At 37.0% G+C, this 24,082-nt stretch carries 19 protein-coding genes and 1 tRNA gene; 17 read left to right on the forward strand and 3 right to left on the reverse strand.

Annotated elements, in window-relative coordinates; genetic code table 11:
- Positions 1 to 224: 224 nt before the first annotated feature.
- The 8 genes from uvrB to IGL37_RS02565 all read left to right on the forward strand — a co-directional run bounded on the left by uvrB (position 225) and on the right by IGL37_RS02565 (position 10,929).
- Positions 225 to 2,222, forward strand: coding sequence for an excinuclease ABC subunit UvrB (gene uvrB, locus IGL37_RS02530; RefSeq protein WP_002364783.1), 1,998 nt, complete (start codon positions 225 to 227; stop codon positions 2,220 to 2,222).
- 117 nt (positions 2,223 to 2,339) lie between these two features.
- Positions 2,340 to 5,159, forward strand: coding sequence for an excinuclease ABC subunit UvrA (gene uvrA / locus IGL37_RS02535; RefSeq protein ID WP_002361280.1), 2,820 nt, complete (start codon positions 2,340 to 2,342; stop codon positions 5,157 to 5,159).
- A 171-nt stretch (positions 5,160 to 5,330) separates the two neighbouring features.
- Positions 5,331 to 6,125: a YusW family protein gene (locus tag IGL37_RS02540; protein WP_002370766.1), complete on the forward strand. Its 795-nt coding sequence runs from the start codon at positions 5,331 to 5,333 to the stop codon at positions 6,123 to 6,125.
- Between the two features lie 165 nt (positions 6,126 to 6,290).
- Positions 6,291 to 7,178: an RNase adapter RapZ gene (gene rapZ / locus IGL37_RS02545; RefSeq protein WP_002355625.1), complete on the forward strand. Its 888-nt coding sequence runs from the start codon at positions 6,291 to 6,293 to the stop codon at positions 7,176 to 7,178.
- Positions 7,178 to 8,173, forward strand: a complete 996-nt coding sequence (locus IGL37_RS02550) for a gluconeogenesis factor YvcK family protein (protein WP_002355627.1) — start codon at positions 7,178 to 7,180, stop codon at positions 8,171 to 8,173. Before rapZ ends, IGL37_RS02550 begins: the two co-directional genes overlap by 1 nt.
- Positions 8,174 to 8,206: 33 nt before the next feature.
- The gene (whiA, locus tag IGL37_RS02555) at positions 8,207 to 9,142 is read left to right on the forward strand and encodes a DNA-binding protein WhiA (RefSeq protein WP_002358736.1); all 936 of its coding nucleotides are present in this window, start codon (positions 8,207 to 8,209) and stop codon (positions 9,140 to 9,142) included.
- 233 nt (positions 9,143 to 9,375) lie between these two features.
- Positions 9,376 to 10,299, forward strand: coding sequence for a PEP phosphonomutase (locus IGL37_RS02560; protein WP_002358737.1), 924 nt, complete (start codon positions 9,376 to 9,378; stop codon positions 10,297 to 10,299).
- Positions 10,300 to 10,410: 111 nt separating this feature from the next.
- Positions 10,411 to 10,929: a DsbA family protein gene (locus IGL37_RS02565; protein WP_002361283.1), complete on the forward strand. Its 519-nt coding sequence runs from the start codon at positions 10,411 to 10,413 to the stop codon at positions 10,927 to 10,929.
- Between the two features lie 45 nt (positions 10,930 to 10,974).
- On the opposite strand, the gene clpP is transcribed toward IGL37_RS02565, so the two are convergent.
- Positions 10,975 to 11,568 carry an ATP-dependent Clp endopeptidase proteolytic subunit ClpP gene (clpP, locus tag IGL37_RS02570; RefSeq protein WP_002355633.1) on the reverse strand — a complete coding sequence of 198 codons (594 nt, stop codon included), beginning with the start codon at positions 11,566 to 11,568 and terminating at the stop codon, positions 10,975 to 10,977.
- Between the two features lie 195 nt (positions 11,569 to 11,763).
- Here clpP and IGL37_RS02575 point away from each other — a divergent pair, with 195 nt between their 5' ends.
- Complete coding sequence (locus IGL37_RS02575; protein ID WP_002355635.1) at positions 11,764 to 12,282, forward strand: hypothetical protein; 519 nt, start codon at positions 11,764 to 11,766, stop codon at positions 12,280 to 12,282.
- Positions 12,283 to 12,301: 19 nt separating this feature from the next.
- Here the strand turns inward: IGL37_RS02575 and IGL37_RS02580 are convergent, their stop codons facing one another.
- Positions 12,302 to 12,706 carry a DUF1622 domain-containing protein gene (locus IGL37_RS02580; RefSeq protein WP_002386155.1) on the reverse strand — a complete coding sequence of 135 codons (405 nt, stop codon included), beginning with the start codon at positions 12,704 to 12,706 and terminating at the stop codon, positions 12,302 to 12,304.
- 464 nt (positions 12,707 to 13,170) lie between these two features.
- On the opposite strand from IGL37_RS02580, the gene IGL37_RS02585 reads away from it, so the two are divergent.
- The 6 genes from IGL37_RS02585 to IGL37_RS02610 all read left to right on the forward strand — a co-directional run bounded on the left by IGL37_RS02585 (position 13,171) and on the right by IGL37_RS02610 (position 19,843).
- Positions 13,171 to 16,068 (forward strand): isopeptide-forming domain-containing fimbrial protein, encoded by a 2,898-nt coding sequence (locus IGL37_RS02585; protein WP_430598808.1) that lies wholly within the window; start codon positions 13,171 to 13,173, stop codon positions 16,066 to 16,068.
- Positions 16,069 to 16,092: 24 nt separating this feature from the next.
- Positions 16,093 to 16,476: a bacteriocin gene (locus IGL37_RS02590; protein WP_002358745.1), complete on the forward strand. Its 384-nt coding sequence runs from the start codon at positions 16,093 to 16,095 to the stop codon at positions 16,474 to 16,476.
- A 173-nt stretch (positions 16,477 to 16,649) separates the two neighbouring features.
- Entirely contained in the window at positions 16,650 to 17,159 is a 510-nt protein-coding gene (locus tag IGL37_RS02595) for an SA1002 family membrane protein (RefSeq protein WP_033917980.1), read from the forward strand.
- A 29-nt stretch (positions 17,160 to 17,188) separates the two neighbouring features.
- Positions 17,189 to 18,976: a glycerophosphoryl diester phosphodiesterase membrane domain-containing protein gene (locus IGL37_RS02600; RefSeq protein ID WP_033917981.1), complete on the forward strand. Its 1,788-nt coding sequence runs from the start codon at positions 17,189 to 17,191 to the stop codon at positions 18,974 to 18,976.
- Positions 18,977 to 19,001: 25 nt separating this feature from the next.
- Positions 19,002 to 19,409: an NUDIX hydrolase gene (locus tag IGL37_RS02605; RefSeq protein WP_002361287.1), complete on the forward strand. Its 408-nt coding sequence runs from the start codon at positions 19,002 to 19,004 to the stop codon at positions 19,407 to 19,409.
- A gap of 233 nt (positions 19,410 to 19,642) precedes the next feature.
- Positions 19,643 to 19,843: a cold-shock protein gene (locus IGL37_RS02610; RefSeq protein WP_002355647.1), complete on the forward strand. Its 201-nt coding sequence runs from the start codon at positions 19,643 to 19,645 to the stop codon at positions 19,841 to 19,843.
- Between the two features lie 656 nt (positions 19,844 to 20,499).
- On the opposite strand, the gene IGL37_RS02615 is transcribed toward IGL37_RS02610, so the two are convergent.
- Positions 20,500 to 20,571 (reverse strand) — tRNA-Arg (locus IGL37_RS02615).
- Between the two features lie 58 nt (positions 20,572 to 20,629).
- Between IGL37_RS02615 and rpoN the strand changes: the two genes are divergently transcribed.
- Entirely contained in the window at positions 20,630 to 21,961 is a 1,332-nt protein-coding gene (rpoN, locus tag IGL37_RS02620; RefSeq protein WP_270281132.1) for an RNA polymerase factor sigma-54, read from the forward strand.
- A 200-nt stretch (positions 21,962 to 22,161) separates the two neighbouring features.
- Positions 22,162 to 24,039 (forward strand): acyltransferase family protein, encoded by a 1,878-nt coding sequence (locus IGL37_RS02625; RefSeq protein ID WP_033917982.1) that lies wholly within the window; start codon positions 22,162 to 22,164, stop codon positions 24,037 to 24,039.
- Positions 24,040 to 24,082: the final 43 nt, after the last annotated feature.

A 24,082-nucleotide genomic window follows, 5' to 3' on the forward strand; every position in this document is an offset into this window, starting at 1 on the left:
TGACAAGTATTTGAACGCTAAAAAGAGAAAAAAACTCTAATTTCCTTACATTGCATGTTATAAAATGTGACATAGAAATTAAGAACAAAAGATTAAGATCAGTTGAAGTCCGAAACAGCAAAAGTGGCGAAAATATGTTCGGTATGTTAAACTAATAAGTGGACATTCTGCCAGAATGGGCCGATAATTTAAGAGAAATTAGACACTTTGAGGGGGAGTTATAAATGATCGAAAGAGAAACTTCCAATACCTTTCATTTGGCTTCTAAATATGAGCCTGCCGGAGATCAGCCAGCCGCTATTGCTGAACTAGTTGACGGTGTCAAAGGTGGAGAAAAAGCTCAAATTTTACTTGGAGCGACCGGAACAGGTAAAACATTTACAATCTCTAATGTGATTCAAGAAGTGAACAAACCAACATTAGTGATTGCACATAATAAAACACTAGCTGGACAATTATACGGGGAATTTAAAGAATTTTTCCCAGATAATGCGGTCGAGTATTTTGTCAGTTACTATGATTATTATCAACCAGAAGCATATGTACCCTCAAGTGATACATATATTGAAAAAGATTCCAGTATTAATGATGAAATTGATAAACTACGCCATTCAGCGACAAGTTCTTTATTGGAACGAAACGATGTCATCGTGGTAGCATCAGTTTCTTGTATTTTTGGTTTAGGGGATCCGCGGGAATACAGTCAACAAGTTGTTTCATTACGTGTGGGAATGGAAATGGATCGTAATGAGTTACTAAAAAGCTTAGTCGATATTCAATTCGAACGAAATGATATTGATTTTCAACGGGGGCGTTTTCGTGTCCGCGGTGATGTGGTTGAGATATTCCCAGCTTCACGGGATGAGCATGCGCTACGTGTTGAATTTTTCGGAGACGAAATTGATCGAATTCGTGAAGTAGATGCGTTAACTGGTGAAATTGTCGGCGAAACAGAGCATGTCGCTATTTTTCCGGCAACACACTTCGTGACGAACGAAGAACATATGGAACACGCCATTTCGCAGATCCAAGAAGAATTAGAGGCACGTTTGAAAGTGCTTCGCAGTGAAAACAAATTATTGGAAGCCCAACGTTTGGAACAGCGAACTAACTATGATATTGAGATGATGAGAGAGATGGGCTATACGTCAGGGATTGAGAATTACTCTCGACATATGGACGGTCGCCAAGAGGGAGAGCCGCCGTATACGCTGTTGGACTTTTTCCCAGATGACTTCTTACTTGTAATCGATGAGTCTCATGTAACAATGCCGCAAATTAGAGGGATGTATAATGGCGACCGAGCACGGAAACAAATGTTAGTGGACTATGGTTTCCGTTTACCAAGTGCACTTGATAACCGACCGCTTCGTTTAGAAGAATTTGAACAACATGTAAACCAAATTGTTTATGTATCGGCAACACCAGGCCCTTATGAAATGGAACAAACAGAGACGGTTGTTCAACAAATCATTCGGCCAACAGGTTTACTAGATCCAGAAGTAGAAATCCGCCCAATTATGGGTCAAATTGATGACTTGGTGGGCGAAATTCATGAACGGATCGAAAAAGATCAGCGGGTGTTTGTCACAACCTTAACGAAGAAAATGGCCGAAGATTTAACCGACTATTTCAAAGAATTAGGCTTAAAAGTTAAATATTTGCATAGTGATGTAAAAACACTGGAAAGAACGGAGATTATTCGCGATTTACGATTAGGCGAATTTGATATTCTAATAGGTATTAACTTATTACGTGAAGGAATCGATGTGCCAGAAGTTTCCTTAATTGCGATTCTAGATGCGGATAAAGAAGGCTTCTTACGTAGTGAACGCTCATTAGTGCAAACGATGGGACGGGCTGCCCGGAACGCCGAAGGAAAAGTCATTATGTATGCAGATAAAATCACCGATTCGATGCAACGAGCTATGGATGAAACGGCACGACGTCGGGCAATCCAAGAAGCATATAATGAAGAACATGGCATTGAACCAAAAACAATTATTAAAGAAATTCGTGATTTGATTTCTATTTCCAAAACAGCTGATAAAGATGAAACAGTGGTTCAATTGGATAAATCATATGAAGATTTATCAAGACAAGAAAAAGCTGATTTATTAATGAAACTTGAAAGAGAAATGAAAGATGCGGCCAAAGCGTTAGACTTCGAAACTGCAGCCACATTACGAGATACCATTCTTGAATTGAAAGCTGCCAAATAAGTCAACCAACGGATTAAGTAAAAGATACGATGAACCATCGTATCTTTTACTAATCTTTTCTCTATAGAATGACTTGAAATGATTTGACGTAAGAGATTTAGTAAAAGGAGAACATATATGGCAAATGATAAAATTGTGATTCATGGTGCACGCGCCCATAACTTAAAAAATATTGATGTCACGATTCCTCGTGACAAAATGGTTGTTGTAACTGGACTATCTGGTTCTGGCAAAAGTTCATTAGCGTTTGATACGCTTTACGCAGAAGGGCAACGACGTTATGTAGAGAGTCTCTCTGCTTATGCGCGACAATTTTTGGGACAGATGGATAAACCAGATGTTGACAGCATCGATGGTTTAAGTCCAGCTATTTCAATTGATCAAAAGACGACAAGTAAAAACCCACGCTCAACGGTGGGGACGGTCACAGAAATCAATGATTATTTACGATTGTTATTTGCTCGGGTAGGTCATCCAATTTGTCCTAACGATCATATTGAAATTACCAGTCAGTCTGTTGAACAGATGGTTGATAAAGTCTTAGAGCTACCAGAGCGAACAAAAATTCAAATTTTGGCGCCTGTTGTGGTCAAGAAAAAAGGCCAACATAAAAAAGTGTTTGAAATGATCCAACGTGAAGGGTATGTCAGAATGCGGGTGGATGGTGAAACCTATGATGTTAGTGAGGCACCAGAACTTGAAAAAAATAAAAAACATGATATTGCGATTGTGATTGACCGTATCGTTGTGAAAGAAGGCATTCGCTCTCGCTTGTTTGATTCGTTTGAAGCGGCTTTGCGTTTAGCTGAAGGTTACGCAATTGTTGATGTGATTGGTCAAGAAGAGATGTTGTTTAGTGAACATTATGCTTGTCCTTATTGTGGGTTCACAGTCGGTGAATTGGAACCGCGCTTGTTTTCATTTAATGCACCATTTGGCGCTTGTCCCGATTGTGATGGTTTAGGTGTTAAATTAGAAGTGGACAAAGACTTAGTGATTCCAGATCCCACTAAAACCTTGAGAGAAGGAGCCATTGTTCCGTGGAACCCTATTAGTTCCCAATATTATCCACAAATGTTGGAACAAGCAGCCACCAGTTTTGGGATTGATATGGATACGCCGTTTGAAGAATTACCTGCAGACCAACAAGAAATTATTTTAAATGGTTCTGGCGAGAAAAACTTTCATTTTCATTATGAAAATGACTTTGGTGGTGTTCGTGATGTGGAAGTGCCATTTGAAGGGATTTTAAAAAATATTAAACGACGTTATCATGAAACAAATAGCGATTTTACACGAGATCAAATGCGGTTATACATGACAGAATTGACTTGTCGAAGCTGTCAAGGGTATCGTTTGAATCCGCAAGCTTTAGCTGTAAAAATCAATGGCACGCACATTGGTGAAGTCAGTGAATTAGCAATAAAAAATGCGGTCCAATTTTTTGAAGGTGTGTCTTTATCTGAACAAGAAACAACGATTGCTCGGCCAATTTTAAAAGAAGTCGAAGATCGGTTAACCTTCTTAAAAAATGTCGGGTTAGATTACTTAACCTTAAGTCGAGCTGCTGGTACACTTTCTGGCGGAGAAGCACAAAGAATTCGCTTAGCAACACAAATTGGATCAAACTTATCAGGCGTCCTTTACATTTTAGATGAACCGTCAATTGGTTTGCATCAACGAGATAACGACCGCTTGATTGACTCATTGAAAAAAATGCGGGACTTAGGCAATACATTAATTGTGGTGGAACACGATGAAGATACAATGATGGCTTCGGATTACTTGATTGATGTGGGACCTGGTGCTGGACATCTGGGCGGTGAAATTGTAGCCGCTGGTACGCCGGAAGAGGTTGCTAAAAATCCGCATTCATTGACTGGACAATATCTTTCTGGGAAAAAAGTGATTCCTGTACCAAAAGAACGTCGCAAAGGTAATGGCAAAGCGATCAAAGTCACTGGTGCCAGTGAAAATAATTTAAAAAATGTCAGTGTTGAATTTCCGCTGGGTGAATTTGTTGCTGTCACAGGCGTTTCAGGTTCAGGGAAAAGTACTTTAGTCAATCAAATTTTGAAAAAAGCACTGGCCCAAAAATTAAATCGTAATTCCAATAAACCTGGGAAACACAAAAGTATCACTGGTTATGAAGCCATTGAAAAGATTGTTGACATTGATCAAAGTCCAATTGGTCGAACACCAAGAAGTAATCCAGCGACTTATACTAGTGTTTTTGATGACATTCGCGATTTGTTTGCCCAAACAAATGAAGCCAAGGTTCGTGGCTATAAAAAAGGCCGCTTTAGTTTTAACGTCAAAGGTGGCCGTTGTGAAGCTTGTCGCGGGGATGGTATCATCAAAATTGAAATGCACTTTTTACCTGACGTCTATGTGCCTTGCGAAGTTTGTCATGGCAAACGTTATAATTCTGAGACGTTAGAAGTTCATTATAAAGGCAAAAACATTTCTGATATTTTAGATATGACGGTGGAAGATGCCGTAGAATTTTTCAAACATATCCCTAAAATTCATCGTAAATTGCAAACAATTGTGGATGTAGGCTTAGGCTATGTGACATTGGGGCAGCCAGCAACTACTTTATCTGGTGGAGAAGCACAGCGGATGAAGCTAGCGAGTGAACTTCATAAAAATTCTAATGGGAAAAACTTTTATATTCTGGATGAACCAACAACCGGCTTGCATACCGATGATATTGCGCGATTGCTTCTAGTATTAGAGCGTTTAGTGGAAGCGGGCAATACCGTTTTAGTGATTGAACATAACTTGGATGTCATCAAATCTGCGGATCATGTGATTGATCTAGGGCCAGAAGGTGGCGACGGTGGTGGGACGATCGTGGCGACAGGAACACCAGAAGAAGTTGCTAAAGTCAAAGACAGTTACACAGGATATTATTTAAAACGTGTTCTGAAATAAACATTAATGATTAGATAAAGAACCTTGTTTTTATGGGAAACAAGGTTCTTTTATTATAAAATAACAAATATTTTTTAATAAAAATTAAAAATAAATGTTGACTTAATGTGTAATTAAAAGATATACTATGTTTGTTAACAAAATAACAATGAACACGAAGGGAAGTCTTAAATGAAAAACAAAAAAATAACAACAAGTTTATTAACAGCAGGAATGGTCTTAGCTATCGGAATCACACCTTTTGTACATAGTAACACAATGGAAGCAGCTACTTTAATTTCACAATCAGACCATGAAAAAGTAATGAGTTTTACCAAGAAAGACTTAAAAGAAGCAACGGGCATTCAATTGGAGCCGGCGACAGTACAAGCCATTCATCAGGAATTAAAGCAACAAATCACCTGGGAAACATTAGGCTATTCCACAATTGATGCGCAAAATATTGCGACACGTTTTACACAAAATACATATCAGGCTCTGGGGATTTTAACAGATATCGCCAACCATTCAGACCTTCAATTGAAAGTCATTACCATTAATAATCCCTATCTAGCAACAGCTAAAATTGGCACCTTTAAGTGGGAAACCGTAACTCCTGAAGTTGGTGGAGACCATGAAACAGCAGACAATGAACTAACCACACCGACACCAACTGTTGCCAGTCTTCAAGAGATTGATGTAGAAATCGAATACGACGAAAATGAAATTGAGTTCACCTATGAAATAAAATCGAACGGAACAATTGAAGCAACGTATGAAGATGAATCTGCTGATTTAGAATTAGAAGGTAAGGCAGCACAAGACAAAATCATGACTCTTTTAGATGGATTGTCAATCAAAACAGCTACAAATGAACAAATTAAAGAACACATTACGAAAAAGTTAGCCGTGAATGAACAAGTAAAACAATTTGAGTTTGAAGCTAATTTTACTGATAAAACAGAAATTGAGTTTGTATTAAAATAACACAGAGTTATATAGTATAATTCAGCAATTAAAACAGCGTTGACAAAAATGTCAATGCTGTTTTTCTATGAAAGAATAGAAATCTTTATAAGAATGATTGAAAAGCTTTCTTTGATACGCCCGGGGTGTTATAATATAGTGATGCAAGTGAAGGGAGTGTTGAATATGCCAGAAAATTTACAACTGGTTATTATTACAGGAATGAGTGGCGCTGGAAAAACAGTCGCTGTTCAAAGCTTTGAAGACATGGGCTATTTCTGTATCGACAATTTACCACCAAGCTTAATCCCAAAATTTTGGGAATTAATTAAAGAATCTGGAAAAGTTACCAAGATTGCGTTAGTGATTGATTTACGTTCACGGACCTTCTTTAGAGAAATTCAGGATATGTTAGTCGAACTTGAAAATACTAATTTTATTGATACAACGATTTTATTTTTAGATGCCACCGATGAAGAGTTAGTTTCTCGTTATAAAGAGACACGGCGTGCGCATCCAATGGCGATGGATGGTTTAGTGACAGAAGGTATTCGTAAAGAACGTGCAATGCTGGAAGAAATTAAAGCGGATGCTCAATTGGTTATTGACACTACGGACTTGTCCCCTCGTCAATTGCGGGAACGTTTGAATAAAGAACTAGCAACGAGAGAGACACACGAATTTCGAGTGGAAATGGTGTCCTTCGGCTTTAAATATGGGTTGCCGATTGATGCAGATATCGTTATGGATGTTCGCTTTTTACCTAACCCCCATTATATTGATGAACTACGACCGTTAACTGGAATGGATCAACCTGTTTATGATTATGTGATGGGCTTCCCAGAAACAGATGAATTTTATACAAAATTTATCGATTTACTGCGAACAGTCTTACCTGGATATAAAAAAGAAGGTAAAAGTAGCGTCACCATTGCAATTGGCTGTACTGGCGGACAACATCGCTCTGTTGCATTGACAGAACGTGTTGGCGCTGAATTAAAAGAGGAAGATTACCATGTAAATATTACCCACCGCGACCGCTTAAAAAGAAAAGAAACGGTTAATCGCTCTTAATGAAAACCTATCGAATTCGTAAACCGAAGATTGTGGTTGTTGGTGGTGGAACAGGCTTGCCAGTAATTTTAAAAAGTTTAAGAAATCAAAGTGTTGATATTACTGCCGTCGTAACGGTCGCTGATGATGGCGGCAGTAGTGGCGAGCTTCGTTCCTCTATTAATAACATGACACCTCCGGGAGATTTAAGAAATGTTTTAGTGGCACTGTCAGATATGCCACAATTATATGAAGATATTTTTCAATATCGTTTTGATAAATCAGATAGTCATTTTGCCAATCATGCAATCGGTAATTTAATCATTGCTGCTGTCTCAGAAATGAGAGGAAGTACGTATGAAGCGATTCAATTGCTTTCAAAAATGATGCATGTTGATGGACGGATTTATCCATCATCAGAACGGCCATTAACGTTACATGCCGTATTTAAAGATGGCTCAGTGGCGGTGGGAGAATCAAAAATTGCACTGGATCGCAAGACGATTGACCATGTGTTTGTGACAAATACACACGGAGAAGAACAGCCAAGAGCTGCGCGCAAAGTCGTCAAAGCAATTGAAGAAGCAGACATGGTCGTGTTAGGACCGGGGAGTCTTTTTACAAGTATTTTACCTAATTTAGTTATTACAGAAATTGGTGAAGCCATCAAACAAACGGCAGCGGAAGTAGTCTATATTTGTAACATCATGACCCAAAAAGGGGAAACGGAACATTTTACGGATGCCGATCATGTTCGTGTCTTAAACGAGCATCTACAAGCGCAGTTTGTTGATACAGTGCTGGTTAACACAGAAAAAGTACCAGAAAATTACATGGATCCTGAAATTTATGATGAATATTTAGTTCAAGTAAAGCATGATTTTCAAGGATTACGTGAAGAAGGATGCCGAGTCATTTCGACAGACTTTTTAGAATTAAGAGATGGCGGAGTTTTTCATGATGGGGAAAAAGTTGTTGAAGAACTTTTCCGTATCGTATTTGGAACGAAATATTAATTAATCAAAAGAATCAAGAGAGGAGGAGCTTAGATGTCTTTTGCCTCGGATGTCAAAAAAGAGTTAACTGGTTTAGAAGTCCATCGAGAACACGCGAAAGCAGAATTAGCAGCATTAATTCGGATGAACGGCTCACTTAGCTTAGTTAATCAACAGTTTGTCTTGAATGTACAAACGGAAAATGCTGCAATTGCTCGTCGAATGTATTCATTGCTGAAAGATCATTACCATGCACAAGCAGAATTATTAGTTCGTAAAAAAATGAAACTAAAGAAAAATAATGTTTACATTGTGCGTCTAAAACAAGATACACAAAAAATTCTAGCTGATTTGGATATTATGGATGGGGTCGTTTTTAATGGCAATGTGTCAAATGAAATCATGGGTAACGCGCAAAAAATGCGTTCCTATTTACGTGGAGCCTTCATGGCTTCTGGCTCAGTTAATAATCCGGAAACAAGTCGCTATCATTTAGAAATTTTTTCAATTTATGAAGAACACAATAATGATATTTGTAAGATGTTGAATTACTATGACTTAAACGCTCGAACATTGGGACGCCGAAATGGGTATATTTGTTATTTAAAAGGTGCTGAAAAAATTGCCGACTTTTTAACATTAATTGGTGCCACGAACTCTATGTTGAAATTTGAAGATGTCCGGATTGTCCGTGATATGCGGAATTCAGTAAATCGTTTAGTGAATTGCGAAACAGCGAATTTAAATAAAACCATTGATGCGGCTTCAAAACAAATTGAAAATATTCAATTTATTGAAAGTACAGTAGGGCTGACGTCATTACCGGAGAAACTTCAGGAAATCGCAGAATTACGGTTAGAGTATCCGGAAGTTAGTCTCAAAGAACTAGGGGAAATGATTCCTTCAGGAGCTATTTCTAAGTCAGGTATTAATCATCGTATTCGAAAAATTAATGAATTTGCAGAAAAATTACGAGAAAAAAGTGCGTAACTTTTCTGCTCCAGAAGTGAAGAATAACATTTCCGTTTGAAGTGCTATCCTTCACTTTTTCTTTAAGCGTGTAAAAAAAATTAAAGTGTGTAAAAAGTGTGTAGCACTGAAATGTAGTGTTGACCTGTGGTTTAAAGAAACGACGTTGGCACGAATGTTGCATGTAATAAAATGCAAGCGATTACTTATTGCTGTTTTTAACTAAAACATTAAAAACTATTGGAGGGGTCAAAATGGTTCAACGATTAATTAGTGCAAATGCATCAGAAATCAAACGGATGTCAAAAGAAGAGCTGTTTCAGAGTATTAAAGCGAGCGAAGGGCGCGTAATTTTATCGGAAAATGTGGTAGTTCATCCATCCGTAGCAGGTGATATCACTTGTGCGGAAATGTCAAAAGCATATGGCGCAGACATGATTTTATTGAATGTTTTCGATGTTAATCAACCGATTGTAGTAGCCGCTTATGAAGGGCAATATACTGCGGAAACATGTGTCCCTAATGATGAGGTTGTTCATCGTTTGAAAGAACTAGTCGGTTTACCGATTGGCATGAATGTCGAACCTGTTGATGAAAATTTAGACTTAGCTTCAACGAGAGTTTCGATTGAACCAGGTAGAAAAGCATCAGCAGCTACTTTCAAAAAAGCCAATGAACTGGGTTTGGATTTTATCTTATTGACAGGTAATCCAGGAACTGGCGTGACCAACGACTTGATTGCTAAGAACGTGGCCTTAGCCAAAAAACATTTTGACGGCATCATTATTGCCGGAAAAATGCACAGTTCAGGCGTAGATGAACCAGTGGTCAGTTTAAAATCAGCTGAACAATTTATTGAAGCGGGTGCTGATATTGTCTTAGTCCCAGCAGTCGGCACGGTTTGGGGCATCGATGATCAACAAGTCAAAGAAGTTGTGGATTTTGCACATTCAAAAGGAAAATTAGTTATGAGTGCCATTGGAACTTCACAAGAAAGTGCTCAACCTGAAGTTATCCAAGCAATCGGCATTAGAAATAAAATTTTAGGCGTAGATATTCAACATATTGGCGATGCCAATATGGGCTTAGTTGGTATTGAAAATATTAAAGAGCTTTCTGATGCGATACGTGGGAAAAGACATACTGTTGCTAGAATGGCTCGTTCGATTAATCGTTAAAAAAGTGAACAGAGGCACGAATTCAGAAAATTTGAATTCGTGTCTTATGATTTTTTTATTGAAAAACGGTATACTAAAAGAGAAATAAAGGTTTGAAAGGATGAGGTTTTTATGGATATTTCAGTAATTGATGCAACAAAAGTTAACACAGAAACAGGGCTTCACATTGGTGAGAGCAATGCCCCTGTCAAAATGATAGAATTTATCAATGTTCGCTGTCCTTATTGCAGAAAATGGTTTGAAGAGTCTGAGGAACTGTTAGCACAATCTGTCAAAAGTGGTAAAGTTGAACGTATCATTAAGTTGTTTGATAAAGAAAAAGAAAGTTTACAACGCGGCAATGTGATGCATCACTACATTGACTATTCAGCGCCTGAACAAGCGCTGTCAGCATTGCATAAAATGTTTGCTACGCAAGATGAATGGGGAAACTTAACCTTAGAAGAAGTAGCGACGTATGCTGAAAAAAATCTGGGCTTAAAAGAACAAAAAGATGCAACGCTTGTTTCCGCAGTGATTGCTGAAGCCAATGCGGCGCACATTCAATTTGTACCAACGATCATCATTGGTGAGCATATCTTTGACGAAAGTGTCACTGAAGAAGAATTACGTGGATACATTGAAAAATAAAAAAAATGGAAACAGCGACTGTCGCTGTTTCCATTTTTTTTATTTTTAATTTAAGGCGCTACTATTTTCCATTACTTCATCGATTAAACCATATTCTTTTGCTTGTTCGGCAGTCATATAGTTATCACGATCGGTATCACGTTCAATCACTTCAATTGGTTGGCCAGTTCGTTCAGCTAAAATTGAATTTAAACGTTGACGAGTGTCTAAAATGTGACGAGCAGCAATTTCAATTTCTGTTGCTTGCCCTTGAGCGCCACCAAGTGGTTGGTGAATCATGATTTCCGCATTTGGTAAAGCGAAACGTTTGCCTTTTTGACCAGCTGTTAATAAGAAGCTACCCATTGAAGCTGCCATTCCTAATACGATCGTTTGGACATCCGCTTTAACGAAATTCATGGTATCGAAAATCGCTAAGCCTGCAGAAACGCTACCACCAGGAGAGTTAATGTACAAGTAAATGTCTTTTTCTGAATCTTGGGCATCTAAGAATAATAACTGTGCAATCACTGAGTTTGCCACGTTATCATCGATAGGGCCGCTTAGCATAATGATGCGGTCTTTTAATAAACGAGAGTAAATGTCATAAGCACGTTCACCGCGAGATGATTGTTCAATAACTGTTGGAATTAAATTCATAAGTAAATCCTCCTATATAAAGAAACTTTTAAAGTCATTCTATCACAAAGCACTTTGAATGCCTATGAAAAGTATACCTCTTTGGTCAATAAAGGTCAACGAAGTCGCTTGAAAAATTTTGTGTCATTTTTTATCCGAAACTTTTGGATTATGTTATACTAAAATGGAAAATTAGAAAAGAGCGAGGGGAAAAATATGTTTGTTTTTATCGCCGGAATGGTCGGTGTAATCGTCGGTGCGCTAATAGTCACAGCAAGTGCCGCCTTACATTCATCTTACAAAGAGCGAAAAGAAGTACGTTATCGTGAACTAGAACATTTGGTTAAAGAAATTGAATCATTGAATTTATTAAATAAAAAAGTCAAAGAAATTTTACAAAAGCGTGAATTATATATAGACAGATCAATTGAATACTTATCGATGGATGATTGTTTCATCAGCATCGATGATTTTATTTATTTGGAATCATTTTCTGCTCAAAATAATTTTTACTTACCGACGTACTTAATTGAAGAATTTTTCAAAAAAATTGCGCATCGTAAAGTCATTTTGACGGCCAGCGAAGTTGCTGAAATGGGTGGTCACACCTATAAAGGCGGCCGTGTTATTTTGGAAAATTTTTCAGACGAGATTTTAGCAATTATTGAAGATAAAAAACGTAAAATGCAGCGTTTGTCTAACGAACCACTTCATTATTTTAAAGCGATTAAATAAAAAAGAACCAGCGTACCCGCTAATTTTTTTGGGTATCTGGTTCTTTTTCTTGTTGTTCCATATCGGTCATAGTGTCTTCAATTTCTTTATGTAAGAAATAAGAAATAACTGTACGGATGATCACCAAGGTTGCCAATTTCAAAATATCTTGAAAAGTTGGTTTGACAATGGATTCAATAATATCAGCAGCAATTAAAATTTCTAAACTTAACAGAATGTAGCTACCAAGGAAGTTTTTGATGAACGTATTCATTTTGGTTAAGGTAAAGCGGCTTTGATTTTGTCGTTCACTTTTAATGAAATCTTTTCCTGCTAAACAAACACCCCAAACTAAAACAATAATCGAAAAAACATTCAGTCCTAAAATACATAGCTCAAAAAGTGGGGTTAAAAGCGTCATTAACTGATGGGGCCACTCATTCATCGTATTCACTCCTACCAAAAAGCCTTTTCTTTAACTATAACGAAACGGCTGACTAACGTCAAATATTGTTGAAATAAACAGGCTAAACTATTCAGCTTATAGAACAAAACTAAGAAAATTATGAATAGCATCTAACAATTAAGTAAAAGGACTGTAAAGGTTCTTTTACTTTTTTTGTGTAAAAAAAGAGTCTTAAAAGGAATCAAGTAGCAAAAAGTAAGTGAAAACCAACTTTGTTAGTGGATAGTCTTTTCATTAATTTTTAAAAGACAAATTTTACGTTTTCAAGAGCCGAATACTGCCAAGTTTTAGCCTTTAAAGGTGATAGAATCAGAAATTGAGTAAGAGATGTGTCACAAAAGCAAGGAGACACATCGACTTGATGAAAGATTTAAGGAGCTGTAGTTGAAGTAAAGAGAAGCAAGTGTCCCAAACACTAGCGAAAGAAAATAGGGAGGATTAAAATGTTTAAGAAAGCAACGAAATTATTATCGACAATGGTGATTGTCGCTGGAACAGTTGTGGGAAATTTCAGTCCCACATTGGCTTTAGCCGAAGGAGTGGTTAAAGCAGGAGATAGAGAAGGAATGACCAATACGGTGAAAGTGAAAGACGACAGTCTAGCTGATTGTAAACGGATATTGGAGGGACAAGCTGCTTTCCCAGTTCAAGCGGGTGAAACGGAACCGGTTGATTTAGTGGTTGTTGAAGATGCCAGTGGTAGTTTTTCAGATAATTTTCCACATGTAAGACAAGCGATTGATGAAGTGGTTCAAGGATTATCTGATCAAGACCGCGTGATGCTGGCTTCGTATCGTGGCGGAAAACAATTTATATTTCCTGATGGAAAAGTAAAAATTAATTCAGCTGATTATGATATGAATGTGCGTGTTGATACTCAATTAACCCATGATAAAAGCCAATTTGTCTCTGGATTTGGAGATGTTCGGACGTATGGTGGTACACCAACTGCCTCAGGCTTGAAACTTGCTTTAGATACGTACAATCAAACACACGGAGATTTAACGAATCGAAAAACATATTTCTTATTAGTGACAGATGGGGTCGCTAATACACGTTTAGATGGTTACTTGCATAAAACCAACACCAATGATTCAATCAATGAATATCCAGATCCAAGACATCCTTTTCAAGTTTCGGTTGAGTATAGTAATGACTATCAAGGTGCAGCAGCAGAAGTTTTAGCGTTAAACCAAGAAATTACTAACCAAGGCTATGAAATGATTAATGCGTATTGGGAAAGTGTTGAATCTTTAAGTTCAGTGAATTCATACTTTGATAAATATAAAACAGAAGTGGGTCCTTTTGTAAAACAAGAGTTGCAACAAGGGTCTAGCACACCAGAAGATTTTATTACAAGCCAATCTATTGATGATTTTACAACCCAATTAAAACAAATTGTCAAAGATCGTCTGGCGCAATCGACACCAGCAACAGCTTCATTAACGATTGCCAATCAATTTGATATTCAATCGGCGACCGCTACGGACGATGCTGGAAATGATGTGCCTGTTCAAATTAACGGACAAACCATTTCAGCAACTAGTACAGAAGGTTACGTAGGAAACATCACGATTCACTACGAAGTCAAAGAAAATACAGCGATCGATGCAGCAACCCTTGTAAGTAGTGGGACAATGAATCAAGGAACAATTGCTAAGGAATTTCCAGAAGCGACGATTCCTAAAAATGACAATGCGCATGCGTGTGACGTGACGCCAGAAGATCCAACGATTACAAAAGATATCGAAAATCAAGAGCACTTAGATTTAACCAATCGTGAAGATAGTTTCGATTGGCATGTCAAAACAGCCTTTGGTAACGAAACAAGCACTTGGACCCAAGCCAGTTTAGTAGATGACATTAATAAAGTGCTAGATATCATTGATGTGAAAGTCACCGACGAAAATGGTAAAGATGTTACAGCTAACGGCACAGTAACACAAGAAAATAACAAAGTAACTTTTGAAATGAACAAACAAGCAGACAGCTATGACTATTTAAATGGTCATACGTATACAATGACTATCACCACTAAAATTAAAACTGACGCAACGGACGAAGAATTAGCACCTTATATTGAACAAGGTGGCATTCCCAACCAAGCCGACTTAAACTTTGGCAACGAAGGTGACGTGTTACATTCCAACAAGCCAACCGTAACACCGCCTGCACCAACGCCAGAAGATCCAACGATTACAAAAGATATCGAAGGCCAAGAACATTTAGACTTAACTAACCGTGACCAAGAATTTAAATGGAACGTCAAAACAGCCTTTGGTAACGAAACAAGCACGTGGACCCAAGCTAGCATGGTGGACGACATTAATAAAGTGCTAGATATCACTGATGTAAAAATCACAGATGAAAATGGTAAAGATGTTACAGCTAACGGCACAGTAACACAAGAAAATAACAAAGTAACTTTTGAAATGAACAAACAAGCAGACAGCTACTCATACTTAGCTGGACATACGTACACAATGACTATTACCACTAAAATTAAAGACGGCGCAACGGACGAAGAATTAGCACCTTATATTGAACAAGGTGGCATTCCCAACCAAGCCGACTTAAACTTTGGCAACGAAGGGGACGTGTTGCATTCCAACAAGCCAACCGTAACACCGCCTGCACCAACGCCAGAAGATCCAACGATTACAAAAGATATCGAAGGTCAAGATCACTTAGATTTAACCAACCGTGACCAAGAATTTAAATGGAATGTCAAAACAGCCTTTGGCAACGAAACAAGCACGTGGACCCAAGCTAGCATGGTAGATGACATTAATAAAGTGTTAGACATTACAGACGTGAAAGTCACTGACGAAACTGGCAAAGATGTTACAGCCAATGGCACAGTAACACAAGAAAATAACAGAGTAACTTTTGAAATGAACAAAAAAGACGATAGTTATGCCTATTTGAGTGGTCATACATACACAATGACTATTACCACAACAATCAAAGCTAGCGCAACGGACGAAGAATTAGCACCTTATATTGAACAAGGTGGCATTCCCAACCAAGCCGACTTAAACTTTGGCAACGAAGGTGACGTGTTGCATTCCAACAAGCCAACCGTAACACCGCCTGCACCAACGCCAGAAGACCCAAAAAAACCTGAACCTAAACAACCGCTAAAACCGAAAAAACCGTTGACGCCTACAAATCATCAAGCGCCAACGAACCCAGTCAATTTTGGAAAATCAGCAAGTAAAGGAATTCATTTACCAATGACTAATATAACAGTAAATCCACTTTACATGATCGCAGGTTTAATTGTCCTTATAGTGGCTATTAGCTTTGGCATAACAAAAAATAAAAAAAGAAAAAATTAGACAAACTAAAAAGGAAGAAAAAACATGAATAAAAAAATTTCGTTCAGTCTGTTAATTTTGTTACTTAGTTTGTTGGTAGGTTTTACATTTATTCCGCATAAAAAGGAATTAAGTTTCAATGAGTATCAAGAAAAAAAACACTCTGGCGAAACATTTTATGTTGTTTTAAAAAAGAAAAACTGTTCAGATTGTCAGGATTTCGAGAAACTATTGCAAGCACCTAAACAGGTTTACTATGTAGAATTAACCAACAAAGAGACCATGAAGGAATGGTCAACATTTATCCGAGAAAATAAAGTTTTACATGTGCCATCTATGTTTAAAATAGATAACGGCCATCTCAAGAAAATTGATGGAGAAGGAGATGCGAATCAATTATTCGCAAACTATCAAAAAATAACGAAGTAAAAAGAATAAAAAGACAAGGCAAGTTTCCTAAATAAAGGAAACTTGCCTTGTCTTTTTTCTAGTAATAGTCGTTTATTAAATAACATGTGAAATGTTTTACAAATCCATTTTGGTTTGATAAAATAAACGCGAACATATGAATTTGTTTTCATTTGTTTTGGGAGGAGGAACGAATGATTGAATTGATTTTACTTTTGTCGGTGATTCTTTTAGGTTTATTGATTGGAAATAAAAGAGTTGATAAGTGGCTTTTTCTTAAGGCATTACTTTTGTTTTCTGTTATGCTAAGTGTGAGCATCTTAATTTCGGTAGCTATGTATTTATTATTAACAATGGGCGTTGCAAACGTAATAGGGCAGCGGTTAGAGTCGTTATTTCTTTTAGGGATAGTCGTTATCATCAGTACGAGTCTTTTGTTATATTTTTTATTGAATTTAACGACGAAAAAAATTGTTTTACCCATCGCTTTAATGAAAATAATTGAATATTATATTCAATGGGTATTGATTTATGTTACTATTTATCAAGTGATTTTTGATCAGTTTATTGTTTCTTCAGAAGTAAAAAATACGTTACAAGGGACTATTGATGAGCCAGTCGCAATCATTATTGTTATTGTGCCATCATTTATTTCAATTTGGATTGCCGTTGTTTTATTTAGGATTCGTATGGAAGAACTTTAATCAGATACTTTTAGAATGGAGGAGTTTGTATGTCTGCTTGGCAAACATTTAAAAATGGAACAAGGCAATTTTTTAAAGACATCTTGCAGTACTTATGGTTATTTTTTACTTTAAATGTCTTATTATTATTGGTGGGTGGGGCTTTTAGTTGGGCTACTTCCAACGCACTAAAAACTCAAGGTATTCCTTATCTTTCGTTTAATAACCTGAATTTATTGTTAGAAAAGCCGCTTGCTCTGGTGTTATTAATTCTCTTGTTGTTACTTTTTTTAGGTGCAGTTTTTTATCAGTTTACCTTTTTATTATTAGGGATTTTTCAAATACGGCAAGACCATCGCTTTCATTTTAAAGGAGTTACCAAGGCATCTTTTAAGGTTCTTAAAAAGCAAGGTGCCCGTTCGTGGTTATTCTTTTTAGGTTATTTTGTTGTCATTGTCCCTTTTGGTAACCTGATTTTCCAAAGTAATCTATTGACGAAATTTGTGATTCCAGATTTTATTGTTGAATTTTTGTCCCAACGAATTCCTTACTTGGTTGGGTTACTGGCCTTTGGGTTATTAGTCTGGTATTTAGCTATTCGTTTCATTTACACGCTTCCATTAATGATTCTGGAGAGAAAAAAAGCGGGCGAGGCAGTTAAGGCTAGTTGGTCAATGACAAACAAACGATTATGGTTCATTATTCGTAATATTGCATTTGTGACGATCGCGGTATTTGTTTCAACGTATGTTATTTATGTGTTACTTTATCTTCTACAGTTGAAGTTAGATACCTTGAGCGATACCATTAGCTTGCTAGGTGGTATTTTAAATTTAACGGTTGTCCAATTTTTACAGTTTGTCTCTAATGCTTGGCTTTCAGTATTACTGATTAATTTCTTATATACACAATTAAATGTTCAAGCAGAAACGACGACAAAAGTTGCCTTTGACAAAGAAACGAAACGTAATAAATTAGTGACTATCGGAATGGGCCTAGGACTATTCACCATTTTTGGCGGCTATATAATTTTCAACGCTGTTTACTTAACAGGGCTATTAGAATCAAAACCTTTGATTATTTCGCATCGAGGGGTCACCAATAGTAATGGCGTACAAAATACTATTCCTGCTATGGAAAGAACCATTAAATTTAAACCAGATTATATTGAAATTGATGTTCAAGAAACCAAAGACCATCAATTTGTTGTGATGCATGATGCAAACCTTCAAGAACTCGCCGGCGTTGATGGCACGCCGCAAGAATTTACGTTGGCTGAATTAACAAAAATGACCGTTAAAGAAAATGGCCAAGAAGCACCAATTGCCAGTTTTGATGATTATTTAGCGAAAGCAAACCAAGCCAAACAAAAATTACTAGTAGAAATTAAAACGTCTAAACAAGATAGTCAAGGTGCGCTATCTAACTTTATTGAAAAATATGAACGTCCTTTGATAAAGAATAACCATCAGGTTCAATCTCTCGACTACAATGTGATCAAAGCGTTTAAAAAAGCCAAATCAAAAGTAAAAGTAAGTTTTATTTTGCCCTATAATTTCACTTTTCCAGAAACACAAGCTGATTTGTATACAATGGAAGCTACCACGTTGAACGATACCTTCATTTTAAAAGCTGACCAACAGAAAAAAGCAGTTTATGCTTGGACAGTTAATGACTCAGAGGTATTAAGTAAAATGCTCTTTATGGACGTTGCTGGAGTGATTACCGATGATTTGGAGTTAGTCAATGAAGAAGTCAATGACTTTGAAAAAAATCCATCGTATGCGGATCGTATTTTGCATTATATTTTTATGCTACCAAGTGTGGCTTCTCAATAAAAAATGAAGAAAAGGGTTAAACGAAATGAAAAAAGAATTTTCGCGAGTACTTCTTAAAAATCAATCTGATGAAATTCTTATCTTAAAAGATCGGCCAGACACATGGAATTTCCCTGGCGGAAAACAAGAACTTGGTGAATCAGCGCTGGAATGTGCGATTCGTGAAATGAAAGAAGAGTTAGCAGTGGAAATTACTGAACTTGAAGAAATTTTTACTGGACCACTTGTTTTTGATTCAATCGTTTGGCAAGGACATTTTTATTTTGCCAAACAAGCCCAAGGAAAAGTTACCCTGAACGAACCAAATAAAATTAAAGGCGTACAATTTATTAAGCGATTTGAGGAAGTAAATTTTTCACCAGGATTAGCTCCGCTATTTGATTATTTGGCGCGTAGCGATTATTTAAAGTTAAACAAAACTAACTGGAAATAGAGAGAATAGGAGTGTCTTTTGCTAGGGCTTTGTCAAGCGCATCTTTGATTAGTTTAGAAAGCCCAAGGAAAAGTCGTGGGCATTGTTTATTCCTAATAAATGTGTTATAGTAATTAAGTAATCAATTTTGATAAGTAATTTGAGTTATATATTTAAAAACTATACTTCTCCTTTTGCCACTCAACATTTTTTGCAATAACTTGCATATTTTTATGCACTAGGAGGAAATATATATGAACAACGGTACAGTAAAATGGTTTAACGCAGACAAAGGTTTTGGATTTATTACAGGTGAAGATGGCAATGATGTATTTGCACATTTTTCAGCTATTCAATCAGATGGATTTAAAACTTTAGACGAAGGCCAAGCAGTAACTTTTGATACTGAAGAAGGTCCACGCGGCTTACAAGCAACGAACATCGTAAAAGCTTAATAATGAATGAAAACGGACCACGTGTTGGTCCGTTTTTTTGATAGCTGTTGTCTGATCTCGCCATTAATTACATAGCAAAATAAAGCAGAGGCCATTTAAAGGAGGAGAATCTGAAGATGACCTTAACTGAGCTGTTACTTGTAAGTGGATTATTTTGGCTAGTAATCATAATTGGTGTGATTGCGGGTAGCATATTTCTAATTAAGTATTTTAGAGGTCGGAGCTGAACGGTTCTGTTCTCGCCAATTATCAGGTTTTAAGCCTGGGACAAAAATCCAAAGTGATTTTTGCCCCAGGTTCTTTATTTAATTAGGGTATCAAGTTTTAGGTAAAATAATTAACAAATTAAAAGCAATTTACTATATAATCAGAAAGGGATCTTTAAGAGAGAAGCAGGTGTTTGCTTGTCGTAATACTTTGTTTAGCAGATAGAAAAAGGAAACGTTATGCGTTACAATAGGAACGGAGGAGTTTTAACCTTATTGGATTTGTAGCTGAAGCAGAACAAATGTTGTCGCGTTAAGTGCGATTGAGCTTGCCACAAGCAACATTTGAAAAAAATACGGATAGAAAAATCATTCCTAAACAAGAAAAAAACACTCTTTAGATGAATAAAGAGTGTCCAGAAACGTTGATAAATCAACATATTTAAATAACGCGCCCTGAGGGAATCGAACCCCCGTCTCAAGAACCGGAATCTTACGTGATATCCACTACACTAAGGGCGCGGCACGAATACTAGTTTAGCTGATATTGACAAAAATTACAAGAGGGAGGACGAAAATAATGAAATTTGAGCAACGAATGTCCCAACAACAAAAACAAGTCCAGAAGTTGGCCATGACTCAACAGCTTCAACAATCCATTCAAATTTTACAATTTAATACGGAAGAACTGGCTGCCTTTGTTGAAGCGAAAGCACTAGAGAATCCATTAATTGATTTACAAGTAGACACGCAGTACACCACAGATTTTCCGATAACTAGTCGTTCTTACACCAACCAAGACGAAGAAAATAATTATATGAATCAAATTCCAGACTATCATTTATCATTATTTGAGTCTTTAATTGATCAAATTCATTTGAATTACCGCGATACATACTTGCGAACATTGGTATTGTTTTTAGTAGAATATATAGACGTGAATGGTTATTTAACGATTTCGTTAGAAGAAGCGGCAGAGAAAACCGAAGCAAGCGCCATTCAAATGCTAGATGCATTAACTTTGTTACAACAGCTAGATCCAGCAGGTGTGGGGGCACGCAATTTACAAGAATGTTTGATGCTACAAACAGAACGAGACGATACCGCGCCTAATTTAGCGTATATTTTATTGGAGGAAGAGTTTGATGCCTTAGTGAGTCGTAAATGGGGCCCGTTAGCTAAAAAATTCGGAATTGAATTAGCAGAAATTCAATTGATCTTTGATTATATACAAACGTTATCGCCAGCGCCAGGGAATATTTTTGATGCGACCGAGGAATTGTATATTCGACCAGATTTAACTGTCCGAATCAAGGAAGATCGAATAGTGGTGATTTCCAACAAAGCCGGTCGACCGACATTAAATTTTCAAGAAAATTATTTCAAACGAATGCAAGAGACTGACGACAAAGAAGTCCAAGAATATATTAAGGATAAGAAAAACGAATTTGAATGGTTAGAGCGCGCAGTGAATCAGCGGGGGGATACAATTTTACGTGTAGGGCAAGAAATTGTGCGTCGTCAAGAAGCCTTCTTTTTAGAAGCAGATCGGTCATTAAAACCAATGACTTTAAAAGAAATTGCGGATGCTTTGTCTATTCATGAATCGACAGTTAGTCGCGCGGTTAATGGAAAATATCTAGAAACCACGTTTGGCGTCTTTGAATTGCGCTCATTCTTCTCCACAAGTATTCTTTCATCAGAAGAAGATGGCGAGGATGTCTCAACAACGATGGTTAAAAAGCAACTACAAAAATTAATTGATCAAGAAGTAAAAAGTAAACCGTTATCTGATCAAAAATTAGTCGAGCGATTAAAAGATTCAGGCATGGAAATATCCCGGCGAACGGTGGCAAAGTATCGTGAAGCCCTAGGGATTCCATCTTCATCTAAACGAAAACGATATGAGTAAACAACCAAAGCTTATGAGTGATTTTCATAAGCTTTGGTTGTTTTTTTACAATTTAAAAAATGTTGGTTTTTTGAATTGTAAAAAAAGCCTAAAGGAGACAAAGTTTGCTTGCCATTTCCTAGGAAAAAACGTATATTAAAGTTACTTGCTTCTTTAAATAAAGGAAAAGAATAATTTTATAGAAAAGTTGGAAAGCACAAATGAATCAGACAGCAAATAGCAAGAAAAAACGCTATATTACAGGTTTTGATGGCATTCGGACGATCGCTGTAATTGGCGTGATTTTGTATCACCTTTTTCCCCAAGTCATGCGAGGTGGCTACTTAGGTGTTCCGATTTTCTTTGTTGTTTCAGGTTATCTTATTAACGACTTGTTGCGGCAAGAATGGGCAGAAAATCAGACCATTGATTTAAAAGGATTTTATGTGCGAAGGATGAAACGGCTGTATCCAGCATTAATTGTGATGCTTTTAAGTGCAGTTAGTTATATTACACTCTTTCAGCAGGATTTATTAAACAATATTCGCAGCGTTGTCGCTAGTAGTATTTTTTATTACAACAACTGGTGGCAAATTTTTAAAGGGTTTTCTTATTTTGATGGATTTGCGACACAATCGCCATTTGTACATATTTGGTCATTGGCAGTTGAAGCGCAAAATTATTTAATTTGGCCATTACTTTTTATTCTTCTGGAACGCTTTGTTCGTAAGCGTGGTCGAATTTTCAGTTTAGTTTTGATCGGCGCCTTAATTTCGGTGACGCTGATGGCCGTTTTATATGTTCCTGGCGCAGATCCTACACGTGTCTATTATGGAACAGACACACGTGTTTTTTCTATTTTACTAGGTAGTGCATTGGCGTATGTTTGGCCAAGCACACGTTTGAAAGAAGACATTCCAGAAGCCTCTAAAAAAATCTTAAATGGCGCTGGTTTAAGTGCCTTAATTCTTTTAGTATTAGCCTTTTTAACATTATCAGATCATACAAATTTTGTTTATTACGGCGGCATGTTTTTAATTAGTTTGGCAGCCACCGTTTTAGTGGCCGTCACTGCACATCCAGGGGCAGATATGAATCGTTGGTTAACGAATCCAGTCTTTACGTGGATAGGTAAACGGAGTTATGGCATTTACTTGTATCAATTCCCAATCATGATTTTTTATGAGGCCAAAATTAAGACCTTATCGGACCATGTTTTTCTACATTCATTGGTTGAAATAGCATTAATTTTAGTCGTGAGCGAATTGTCTTATCGTTTTATCGAACATCCACTGACACGATTGTCTTATAAGGATGTCTGGACTCAATTCACTGAGTTCTTACGGAAACCGTGGGACCTTCGTGAAAAAGGGACAATGGCCTTTATGACAGTGATTAGCGTGATTGCAGTATTCGGTTTAATTGTGGCTCCAGCAAACGCTAAAAGTGCGCAACAAGAGCAACTAGAAAAAAATATTGCGAAAAATCAGCAAAAAATTGAAGAACGTAAAAAAGAAGTTCAAGAAAGTGGCACGAAAAATAGTAGCACGTCCACAGAAAGTAGTACAAAACCGAGTGAAAGCCAAGACGTTCTACCCACACAACTTACACCAGAGCAAGTAAAAAAAGCGCAGAATTTAGAAATCACAACTATTGGTGATTCTGTTGTTCTAGATGGTGCTAGCGGGTTACAAGATATTTTCCCTAAAATGATTATCGATGGGGAAGTGGGCCGTCAATTGTATAGTAGCATTTCACTAATTGGTGAACTAGACAAAAAGAAAATGCTCAAAGATACTGTTTTAGTGAGTTTAGGTACGAATGGTCCTTTTACAGAGGCACAATTTGATGAATTTATGAAAGCGTTAGGTAATCGAAAAGTTTATTGGATTAATGTTCGCGTCCCAACTAGAAGATGGCAAAATCAAGTGAATAGTTTACTTAGTCAAATGGACAAAAAATACGATAACTTAACGGTCATTGACTGGTTTAATTATAGTAACGCCCATGATGATTGGTTTTATGATGACCGAGTTCATCCAAATGTGGCAGGTGGCGAGCAATATACACACTTTATCGCGGAGAAAATTTTACAGTAGCAAGAAACTTCCAGCTCAGATGAAAGGGGCTGGAAGTTTTTTG

The organism is Enterococcus sp. AZ119, from assembly GCF_050546175.1.
GTDB lineage: Bacteria > Bacillota > Bacilli > Lactobacillales > Enterococcaceae > Enterococcus > Enterococcus faecalis.

Coding starts and splice junctions, on each gene's coding strand:
- uvrB (WP_002364783.1), top strand. CDS start 225: ATGATCGAAAGAGAAACTTCCAATACCTTTCATTTGGCTTCTAAATAT.
- uvrA (WP_002361280.1), top strand. CDS start 2,340: ATGGCAAATGATAAAATTGTGATTCATGGTGCACGCGCCCATAACTTA.
- IGL37_RS02540 (WP_002370766.1), top strand. CDS start 5,331: ATGAAAAACAAAAAAATAACAACAAGTTTATTAACAGCAGGAATGGTC.
- rapZ (WP_002355625.1), top strand. CDS start 6,291: ATGCCAGAAAATTTACAACTGGTTATTATTACAGGAATGAGTGGCGCT.
- IGL37_RS02550 (WP_002355627.1), top strand. CDS start 7,178: ATGAAAACCTATCGAATTCGTAAACCGAAGATTGTGGTTGTTGGTGGT.
- whiA (WP_002358736.1), top strand. CDS start 8,207: ATGTCTTTTGCCTCGGATGTCAAAAAAGAGTTAACTGGTTTAGAAGTC.
- IGL37_RS02560 (WP_002358737.1), top strand. CDS start 9,376: ATGGTTCAACGATTAATTAGTGCAAATGCATCAGAAATCAAACGGATG.
- IGL37_RS02565 (WP_002361283.1), top strand. CDS start 10,411: ATGGATATTTCAGTAATTGATGCAACAAAAGTTAACACAGAAACAGGG.
- clpP (WP_002355633.1), bottom strand. CDS start 11,568: ATGAATTTAATTCCAACAGTTATTGAACAATCATCTCGCGGTGAACGT.
- IGL37_RS02575 (WP_002355635.1), top strand. CDS start 11,764: ATGTTTGTTTTTATCGCCGGAATGGTCGGTGTAATCGTCGGTGCGCTA.
- IGL37_RS02580 (WP_002386155.1), bottom strand. CDS start 12,706: ATGAATGAGTGGCCCCATCAGTTAATGACGCTTTTAACCCCACTTTTT.
- IGL37_RS02585 (WP_430598808.1), top strand. CDS start 13,171: ATGTTTAAGAAAGCAACGAAATTATTATCGACAATGGTGATTGTCGCT.
- IGL37_RS02590 (WP_002358745.1), top strand. CDS start 16,093: ATGAATAAAAAAATTTCGTTCAGTCTGTTAATTTTGTTACTTAGTTTG.
- IGL37_RS02595 (WP_033917980.1), top strand. CDS start 16,650: ATGATTGAATTGATTTTACTTTTGTCGGTGATTCTTTTAGGTTTATTG.
- IGL37_RS02600 (WP_033917981.1), top strand. CDS start 17,189: ATGTCTGCTTGGCAAACATTTAAAAATGGAACAAGGCAATTTTTTAAA.
- IGL37_RS02605 (WP_002361287.1), top strand. CDS start 19,002: ATGAAAAAAGAATTTTCGCGAGTACTTCTTAAAAATCAATCTGATGAA.
- IGL37_RS02610 (WP_002355647.1), top strand. CDS start 19,643: ATGAACAACGGTACAGTAAAATGGTTTAACGCAGACAAAGGTTTTGGA.
- rpoN (WP_270281132.1), top strand. CDS start 20,630: ATGAAATTTGAGCAACGAATGTCCCAACAACAAAAACAAGTCCAGAAG.
- IGL37_RS02625 (WP_033917982.1), top strand. CDS start 22,162: ATGAATCAGACAGCAAATAGCAAGAAAAAACGCTATATTACAGGTTTT.